Source organism: Streptomyces chilikensis (assembly GCF_001642695.1).
In the GTDB taxonomy this organism is placed as follows: Bacteria; Actinomycetota; Actinomycetes; order Streptomycetales; family Streptomycetaceae; genus Streptomyces; species Streptomyces chilikensis.
Genome location: NZ_LWCC02000005.1, coordinates 3,493,592 through 3,502,577, shown reverse-complemented (window position 1 = coordinate 3,502,577; position 8,986 = coordinate 3,493,592). Strand labels below are relative to the sequence as shown.

Sequence of the window (8,986 nt, the reverse complement as noted above, 5' to 3'; positions counted from 1 at the left end):
CGCCCCCCCCCCCCCCATGCCGGGGTGGTTCACGGTCCGACCCGGTGAGGGCGGCGCCCCCGCCGCGAGGGCGGCGGGACGGGTGACGCCCGCCGGCACCCGGGCGTCGTCCCGGCACGGCCGGGCGGGGTCCTCGTACCGCTCCGCGGGCTCTCCCGGCGCCGTCCCGCGGGCGGCGGACGTCAGACGCGGACCTCGACCGTGCCCGCGAGCCGGTCGTGGAGCCCCCGCCCGTCGCGGTCCCACACCATCGCGGGGATCGCCAGGCACAGCAGCACCGTCCGCAGCGCCGCCCGCCACGGCACCACCGTGCCGCTGGAGACGGCCACCACCCGCAGTCCGAAGAGCCGCTTCCCCGGGGTGAAGCCCAGCGTGCCCACGGTGAGCACGCCCAGCGCGAAGAAGATCAGCAGCGCCCAGTTGCCCGTCGCCTGACCGTAACCATCGGTGATGAGACCGTATGCGATCAGCATGCAGAGCGCCCAGTCCACGGCCAGCGCGCCGAGGCGCCGTCCAGGGCGTGCCACCGAACCGGGGCCCTGCTCGGGCAGCCCGAGCTGCTGGCCGCGGTAACCGAAGTCGACACCGGCGTCCTCCGCCGCCGCGCGGGGGCCGGAGAGCCACGATCCGAGTGCTTGCCTGTTGTCCACGGACTCCACGGTACTTCCCGTGCGCGCGCGTGGCGGAGGGCGGGGTGCGCGCGGCCGCCCGGGGAAGGACCATGGAAGGAGACCCCCGCGAGCCGTCGGTCCGCCGCCGGCGAGCTGCCGGTTAACTTCCCGGAAACAAATGAGTCATGTTCGAGAAATCGCCGATCACTAGGGTCCCAGACAGCGTGTGTCACCGCACTGGCGCACGAAGTACTACCACCCCTGGCGGAACCGGCCGGGAGTAGGAGGAGCTGGATGTTCCAGAGCGCCGACGAGGCCAAGAAGTTCATCGCCGACGAGGACGTCAAGTTCGTTGACGTTCGCTTCTGCGACCTGCCGGGTGTGATGCAGCACTTCACGATTCCCGCCGAGGCGTTCGACCCGGACGAGGAGCTGGCGTTCGACGGCTCGTCGATCCGCGGCTTCCAGGCCATTCACGAGTCGGACATGGCCCTGCGCGCCGACCTGAGCACGGCCCGTGTCGACCCGTTCCGCCGGGACAAGACCCTCAACATCAACTTCTTCATCCACGACCCGATCACGGGCGAGCAGTACTCCCGCGACCCGCGGAACGTGGCGAAGAAGGCCGAGGCCTACCTGGCGTCCACCGGCATCGCCGACACCGCCTTCTTCGGGCCCGAGGCCGAGTTCTACGTCTTCGACTCGGTGCGCTTCTCCACCGAGGCGAACCAGGCCTTCTACCACATCGACTCCGAGGCGGGCGCCTGGAACGTCGGCGCCACGGACAACAACCGCGGTTACAAGGTCAAGTACAAGGGCGGCTACTTCCCGGTCGCGCCGGTCGACCACTTCGCCGACCTGCGCGCCGAGATGTCCCTGGAGCTGGCCAAGTCCGGCCTCAAGGTCGAGCGCCAGCACCACGAGGTGGGCACCGCCGGCCAGGCGGAGATCAACTACAGGTTCAACACGCTGCTGGCCGCGGCCGACGACCTGATGCTGTTCAAGTACATCATCAAGAACGTCGCCTGGAGGAACGGCAAGTCCGCCACCTTCATGCCCAAGCCGATCTTCGGCGACAACGGCTCCGGCATGCACGTCCACATGTCCCTGTGGACCGACGGCCAGCCGCTGTTCTACGACGAGACCGGCTACGCCGGCCTGTCCGACATGGCCCGCCACTACATCGGCGGCATCCTCAAGCACGCCCCGTCGCTGCTGGCCTTCACCAACCCGACGGTGAACTCCTACCACCGCCTGGTCCCGGGCTTCGAGGCCCCGATCAACCTGGTGTACTCGCAGCGCAACCGCTCCGCCGCGATGCGCATCCCGATCACCGGCGCCAACCCGAAGGCCAAGCGCGTCGAGTTCCGCGCCCCGGACTCCTCCGGCAACCCGTACCTGGCCTTCGCCGCGCTGATGATGGCCGGCCTGGACGGCATCAAGAACAAGATCGAGCCGGCCGAGCCGATCGACAAGGACCTCTACGAGCTGGCTCCCGAGGAGCACGCCAACGTGGCCCAGGTCCCGACCTCCCTCGAGGCCGTGCTCAAGGCGCTGGAGGAGGACCACGAGTACCTGCTCCAGGGCGACGTCTTCACGGCGGACCTGATCGAGACCTGGATCGAGTACAAGCGCACCAACGAGATCGCCCCGATCCAGCTGCGTCCGCACCCGCACGAGTTCGAGCTGTACTACGACATCTAGGAACTCTGCAGGTCAGAGCATGTGAATGGTGCTCTGGGCCGTACATGGGCCGTGGGCCGTGCCTTCCCCGTCGAGGGGGAGGCACGGCCCACGGTCGTTCGGTAGCCGCTTGCCGGACGGCTACTCGGCCAAAGCGGCGTCGATGGCCCGGCGGGCGCGGTCGCTGCTGTCAGGCATCAGGTGCGTGTATGTGCGCAGCGTGAATCCCGGGTCAGAGTGTCCGAGGTACTCGGCCAGCGCCTTCACGTTCTCGCCGGCGTCGAGGAGCACGGAGGCGTAGTAGTGCCGGAGCGCGTGTATGCCGTGCTCGCGTGACTGCTCGAACCGCTCTCCTGATTGTCTCTCCGGGATGACGCCGGCGGAGGCCAGCGCGGGCTTCTACAGGAACGTGTTGAAGTAGTTCCGGTTCAGTGCCTTTCGCTCCCGCGAGTAGAGGAGAAGCGAGGCGGCCACCGGCGGCCCGTCCGGGGTCTTCCAAGGCAGCGTGACCTCCTGCGGCGGGCGCCGGGTGATGTGCTGGGTGAGTAAGGCCGCGGTCGTGTTGGCCAGTGGCACGGCGCGGACCTTGCCGCCCTTCGGCGGTGCGAAGACGAGTTCCGAGTCGATGATTTTGACCTGGCGTACGACTCGGATCGTGCCGCCGAGGAAGTCGACGTCATCGACGGCGAGATCGAAGATCTCACCCTGTCGCAACCCGCAGCCCGCACCGAGGTCAACCGCCACCCGATATTGCTCGGGAAGGCCCGCCCGCACGGAGTGCACCCGTTCACGGGACCACGGCTGTACCTTTTGCTGCTCGACCTTGGGTACGCGAACCGACCGAGCGCGGCACGGGTTGCGCGTGATCAATGACCGCGTGTCCACCGCAATGAGGGAAGGCCCGTCGCAAGTTCGAATCCTGCCGGGGGCACAGGCAGAAGGGCCAAGTTCAAAGGGACGATTCCTCTGGACTGGCCCTTTGCCATCACTGCGGCCGTGCCACATGTGCGCCACAACGTCTGCCGGCCTCACGCCCGTGACCGCTGGGGACAGCCCTACCGATTCAAGCACCCGTCGTGGCTTCGCTCCTCCGGGCGGGCGCGGGCAAGAGGCAGGCACACAGTGCATGAAGTCAGAACATGTCGCGGCTGGGGTGGTCGGCTCCACGGCTTTTGGGCAGCCATTTCGGCGCGAGCCTCGAAGATCACGGCCCCAACGTCATGCTTTACCGGGCAGGCCCACAGACCGCCTGACGCGCCGGAAGCTTACGGGGCCATGATCACTCGCCCCAAAACAGCTCCCGCCCAAAAGCCTCCGATGACCTTATCGATATCCTGCGGGTCTCTGCTCCGAAGGATCGGCAATGGAAGACCGTACGCGCTGACCGAGACGCTCGACACCGCGCGTAACAGCAAGCGGACGGCCCACTGACAGGCTCGGTAGGCCAACCGGCAACCCGCGTCGCGGGTGTGTCGGCGGCTGACCCTAGGGTGCCCCCGTGAATGTGGATGATCTTCAATGGCAGTTGAGCAACCTCGGCGGCGTCCCACCGCGGATCGTGGACGAGATCCTCGAACGCGGCGGCCTCGAGGCCCTGGTGGAGGCGGCACGGGAGCGTGAGGACTGGTTTTGCGCTGCGGGTGCGGTGCGGGGATTGTGTGCGGTGGGGGAGTTCGGGCGGGCCTGGACGGTGGTGGAGCCGTTCACGGCTACCGGTTGGCAGCCGGCGGTGCGGGCGGGCGCCGACGTCCTGTTGCGGTCGGGCCATGTCGACCAGGCGTTGGAGCTGGCGCGCCCCAAGAGGCCGCAGGAGAACGCGGTCGACGCATGGCGGGACTACGCCGAGGCGCTGGTCCGGGCCGGGCGGGTGGACGACGCGATCGGCGTACTCGGTCCGCACCTGCGCGGGGGGCGCGTGCTGGGGGCCCTGGTGGAGATGACCGAGGGCCAGGGATGCGACGAGCGGGTGTTGGAGCTGCTGGCTCCGATCGCCGAGGAGTTCCGGCGCGATCCGAAGCAGTGCGACGACCTGTGGGGTGTCCTGCCTGCACAGGCGCGGGTCCTAGAGCGGTCCGGCCGGGTGGACCAGGCAATCCGGCTGCTCGGCGCGGACGTGGCCGCACGCCGGTACGGGCCGCAGAACAATGTCGAGTTCTATGCCGAGCTGCTGGCCCGACACGGTCGGGTCGAGGAACTTCGCGACCTTGCCGACACCCAGAGGTACACCGCCGTACGCCCGTACGTGACGGCCCTGGAGAACCTGGGCCGAGCCGGGGAAGCGGAGGCGTACCTGCGCGGCCTCATCGCCGCCAAGCATCCGGGCTGGTACGAGAGCGCACTGATGGGGCTGCTCATCCGTCAGGGCCGGGTGGACGACGCGATCAAGGCGGTGGAGCACACGTTCGACGACCTCTACGACGGGAACCTTCTCCAGGCGACCCTGATCGTGCTTGCCGACCAAGGCCTGCACGACAGGGCCCTTGGACTCACAGAAGGGCGCAGGCCCGAATTCCTCGCGGAGAACGATGAGTTCTGGCTCCGGTCCAACCGGTGGTGGCTGATGGGAGAGTCGGGACGTGCCAGGGAGGCAATCGAGGAGATCCAGGTGTTGCCGGCCGACAGGGTCGAGGACCGCGAGCTGACCATCGCCTGGCTGCTTGCCCAGGACGGCCGCGTCGAGGAGGCTATCGCCCTCCTACGCTCGTTGCCCGGCGAACGGGCCGCGACCGACCTGGCCGAACTGCTGATCCGGCAGGGCCGCCTCACCGAGGCCATTGCCGCCATCCCCGATGTGGCCGCCCAACGGGAGGAGAAACGACGACGCCACCAGCCCGGCAGACCTGAGCGACCGAGCAGCCAATAGTTCGCATCGAGAAGGTCACCAGCGCAGGTCCCCGTGCCACTCTCGTGCCAGAACGGGCGGGGACCCAGAGGGAATCAGGGGGCGCAGGGGGGACGCGCCACCGAATCTGCCCGAGGCAGCGAACCTGCAGGTCAGGCTTGTGACCGCCCCACCTCGCTCCTAAAGCGGTGCTTCACATCTGGCGGGTGAGACCATCGGTGGATGGCAGAAGCACAGCTCCCCCCTGGATGGTCTCTCCAGCGGATCCGTGACGTATCCGGGGACAAAGAGGCTGTCGCCCTGGCTCCAACCCGGGCGGTGAAGTGGGTGACCCACCCCGGAGCCGCTGACGAGGTCCTGCACCCTGAGATCGTTCTCGGGTTCCACAGCCTGTGCCTTGTGAAGCCTGTTGACGATGACGACTGGTACATGGGCAGCCTGTACGACGACGGCAGCATCGACTGTTGGGCAGCCTACGCCGATCTGTACGAGGCTCTGCGCGGTCTGTAGGCGGCCAGGCTGAAGGATCCGACATCTACGGTTGACATCAACGACGCCGGACAGAGGCGTACACCAGCGTCTCTGTCCGGCTGTCGCGCCAGCCGTCGGCAGCAGCCAGTGCGGACCCGGATCGAACTCCTAAAGCGGCGGCTTCCTAGCAATCAGCGGCAGCGGCCAGCCGGCGCAGGCCACCAGTGCGCTTCCGTCCTCGGTGATGAAGAGCAGGGTGGTCCATGTCCGATCGGCAGAATCGATCATCCCTGTGCGCACGGGCTGGCCAAGTTCGCTGAGGAGTTGCACTGCTCGTTCCAGCCCAAGAGGTTCAAGTCCGTGCATTCGCATGCGCTGAAGGCGGTGCTTGAAGACTCCGGCATGCACGTTGGCGGGTTGCGCCCGGTCCACCACCCAGTAGGTGGCGCCGCTGCGGAGGGTGGTCAGAGCCATCACGGACGCCTCGTCGTCACCGGCCAACAGTGATTCCAGCACATGCCGTTCCATAGTCCCCCTGCCCAGATCCTCCGGTACAGCAGCCAGGTACCGCAACCTCAGCGGTCGCCCGTGTCCGGTAGCGCCCCTCCGATGCCTGATGGCCACCGGAATGGCCGTCATTACCGATCCGGCTAGAGCTACGGATCAGAGGGCTGCGCCCGACTGTAAGACGTTGGGGTAGGCCACGCTTTTCACGAAGTTCATGGCCTACCCCAACGTCTTCATTCCCGGGTGCCGGGCCGTCCGTGGGCCGTCGAAGGGCGCTCGAGGATGACCGACGCTGACAGTCACCGACAGCTAAGCAGCAGGTCACAGCGTTGGTTGGTTACCTGGCCGCAGGTCAGAGATCCGATCCGTCACTTCTACGACATCCAGGAACCGTGCAGGTCGGAGCTGCCGCGTAGCGCTCTGAGCCGTACATGGGCCGTGGGCCGTGTCTTCCCCGTCGAGGAGGAGGACACGGCCCACGGCCGTTCGTCGTCCGTGCGCGCCCTCCGGGCGGACCCTCCCGTGCCCGGAGTGCGTCCCGCCGGACCGGGCGGCCGTGGTCCGAAAGTTTCGGAACCTCCCGCCCGCCTCGGGCTCCGTCCTTCGCGGTGGTGCGGAAGGACGGCCGTCCAAGATCGCCCGGGGTGGCGGAACGCCGTCGTCATGGGGGTGCCGGGAGCGGGAGGAAGCTCCGAAGGTTTTCGAAACTTCGACCGAAACAATTGACAGCCGGTCGCGTCTCTTCACACTGTTCAACATCGCACCACCCCCCACACAGGAGGACGCACGGATGAACGCGTTAATCCGGTCCACGGGTCGCAGACGCGGCAGACTCCCCGGCCCGGTCCGGAGCCTGTTCGTCGTCGCGATGGCCTTCGTGGCCTACGTGGCCGGCTTCGCCCCCGCGAGCGCCGACACGACGATCAGGTCGAACCAGACCGGTACCGACGGCGGTTACTACTACTCGTTCTGGACGGACAGCCAGAACACCGTCTCCATGACGCTCAAGTCGGGCGGCAGCTACAGCACCCAGTGGAGCAACACCGGCAACTTCGTGGCCGGCAAGGGCTGGTCCACCGGCGCGCGCAGGAGCGTCACCTACTCCGGATCGTTCAACCCGTCGGGCAACGCCTACCTGACCCTCTACGGGTGGACCACCGGACCGCTCATCGAGTACTACATCGTCGACAACTGGGGCACCTACCGGCCCACCGGCACCAGGATGGGCTCGGTGACCAGCGACGGCGGCACGTACGACATATACAAGACGACCCGCGTCAACGCCCCCTCCATCGAGGGCACCAAGACCTTCGACCAGTTCTGGAGCGTGCGGACGTCGAAGCGGACCGGCGGCACCATCACCACCGGCAACCACTTCGACGCCTGGGCCGCGGCCGGCATGAGGCTGGGCAACCACAACTACCAGATCATGGCCACCGAGGGTTACCAGAGCAGCGGCAGCTCCAACATCACGGTGGGCTCCGGCGGCACGACGCCGACCGACCCCACCACGCCTCCGCCGACCAACCCGGGCGGCTGCAACGCGGTCCTGTCCGCCGGCGACAGGTGGAGCGACCGGTACAACCTCAACGTGTCGGTGAGCGGGTCGAGCAACTGGACGGTGACCGTGAACGTCCCGTCGCCGGCCAAGGTGACGGCCACCTGGAACGTGTCGGCGAGCTATCCCGGCGCCCAGACCCTGGTGGCCAGACCCGACGGCAGCGGCAACAACTGGGGAATGACCATTCAGGCCAATGGCAACTGGAGCTGGCCGACGGTCAGTTGCAGCGCGGGCTGAGGCCGCCGGTCCGGCCGGGAGCCGGGCCCGACCAGCCCTGAGGAAAAGCACCACCGAGGATGAGGGCCGCCCGGATCCGCCCGGGCGACCCCGAGCCGCCCCCATGTCAGGAGCTTTCATGCGCAAGTTGATCCGTTCGCTCGCCGTACGGGCCGCCGTCAGGGCCGCCGCCGTGCTGAGCGTGGCGAGCGCCCTCTCCCTCGTCACCGCCCCGGCGCAGGCCGCGCCCGCGGCGCAGGAGGCGCCGTCCGTCCGGGCCGCCGCCTGCAACGGGTACGTCGGTCTCACCTTCGACGACGGGCCGTCCAGCCAGACCTCCGCCCTGCTGAACGCCCTCCGGCAGGCCGGACTGCGGGCCACCATGTTCAACCAGGGCCAGTACGCGGCCGCGAACCCGGCTCTGGTGCGCGCCCAGGTCGACGCCGGGATGTGGGTCGCCAACCACAGCTACACCCACCCCCACATGACCCAGCTCAGCCAGGCCCAGATGGAGTCCGAGATCTCCCGGACCCAGCAGGCCATCGCCAACGCGGGCGGCGGAACCCCGAAGCTGTTCCGCCCGCCCTACGGCGAGACCAACGCCACGCTCCGGGCGGCCGAGTCCAAGTTCGGCCTCCGGGAGATCATCTGGGACGTCGACTCCCAGGACTGGAACAACGCGAGCACCGACGCCATCGTGCAGGCGGCCGGCCGGCTCACCGACGGCCAGATCATGCTGATGCACGACTGGTCCGCCAACACCCTCGCGGCCGTCCCGCGGATCGCCCAGGTGCTCAGCTCCAAGGGGCTGTGCGCGGGCATGATCTCCCCGACCACCGGTCGCGCGGTCGCCCCCGACGGGGGCGGCACCACCCCGCCCCCGACCGGCGGCTGCACGGCGACGCTGTCGGCCGGCTCGCAGTGGAGCGACCGCTACAACCTGAACGTGTCGGTGAGCGGGTCGAGCAACTGGACGGTGACGGTGAACGTCCCGTCGCCGGCGCGGGTGCTGTCGACCTGGAACGCGTCGACCAGCTTCCCGACCAGCCAGACCATGGTGGCCAGGCCCAACGGCAGCGGCAACAACTGGGGAAT

The 8,986-nt window shown here is 68.2% G+C and carries 7 protein-coding genes and 1 pseudogene; 5 read left to right on the top strand and 3 right to left on the bottom strand.

The window, feature by feature from the left end:
- Positions 1-182: 182 nt before the first annotated feature.
- Positions 183-650, bottom strand: coding sequence for an RDD family protein (locus tag A2U95_RS15625; RefSeq protein WP_166022986.1), 468 nt, complete (start codon positions 648-650; stop codon positions 183-185).
- A gap of 255 nt (positions 651-905) precedes the next feature.
- Between A2U95_RS15625 and glnA the strand changes: the two genes are divergently transcribed.
- A complete protein-coding gene (gene glnA, locus A2U95_RS15620) occupies positions 906-2,315 on the top strand; it encodes a type I glutamate--ammonia ligase (protein WP_166022984.1) in 1,410 nt (469 codons plus the stop codon).
- Between the two features lie 120 nt (positions 2,316-2,435).
- Here glnA and A2U95_RS15615 read toward each other — a convergent pair.
- Positions 2,436-3,038: pseudogene (locus A2U95_RS15615) on the bottom strand (tyrosine-type recombinase/integrase).
- 754 nt (positions 3,039-3,792) lie between these two features.
- On the opposite strand from A2U95_RS15615, the gene A2U95_RS15610 reads away from it, so the two are divergent.
- Positions 3,793-5,157 carry a tetratricopeptide repeat protein gene (locus A2U95_RS15610; RefSeq protein ID WP_166022982.1) on the top strand — a complete coding sequence of 455 codons (1,365 nt, stop codon included), beginning with the start codon at positions 3,793-3,795 and terminating at the stop codon, positions 5,155-5,157.
- 201 nt (positions 5,158-5,358) lie between these two features.
- The gene (locus tag A2U95_RS15605; RefSeq protein WP_166022979.1) at positions 5,359-5,646 is read left to right on the top strand and encodes a hypothetical protein; all 288 of its coding nucleotides are present in this window, start codon (positions 5,359-5,361) and stop codon (positions 5,644-5,646) included.
- A gap of 129 nt (positions 5,647-5,775) precedes the next feature.
- On the opposite strand, the gene A2U95_RS15600 is transcribed toward A2U95_RS15605, so the two are convergent.
- Positions 5,776-6,123, bottom strand: coding sequence for a hypothetical protein (locus A2U95_RS15600; protein WP_240957336.1), 348 nt, complete (start codon positions 6,121-6,123; stop codon positions 5,776-5,778).
- Positions 6,124-6,904: 781 nt separating this feature from the next.
- On the opposite strand from A2U95_RS15600, the gene A2U95_RS15595 reads away from it, so the two are divergent.
- Both A2U95_RS15595 and A2U95_RS15590 read left to right on the top strand, forming a co-directional pair.
- On the top strand, positions 6,905-7,912 hold the full coding sequence (locus tag A2U95_RS15595; RefSeq protein ID WP_166022975.1) for a glycoside hydrolase family 11 protein: 1,008 nt from the start codon (positions 6,905-6,907) through the stop codon (positions 7,910-7,912).
- 118 nt (positions 7,913-8,030) lie between these two features.
- Positions 8,031-8,986: polysaccharide deacetylase family protein (locus tag A2U95_RS15590; RefSeq protein WP_166022973.1), on the top strand; the 956-nt coding region annotated here is incomplete at its 3' end.

Bases quoted from the DNA above. Each gene is read 5' to 3' on its own strand.
- glnA (WP_166022984.1), top strand. From the start codon at position 906: ATGTTCCAGAGCGCCGACGAGGCCAAGAAGTTCATCGCCGACGAGGAC.
- A2U95_RS15605 (WP_166022979.1), top strand. From the start codon at position 5,359: ATGGCAGAAGCACAGCTCCCCCCTGGATGGTCTCTCCAGCGGATCCGT.
- A2U95_RS15595 (WP_166022975.1), top strand. From the start codon at position 6,905: ATGAACGCGTTAATCCGGTCCACGGGTCGCAGACGCGGCAGACTCCCC.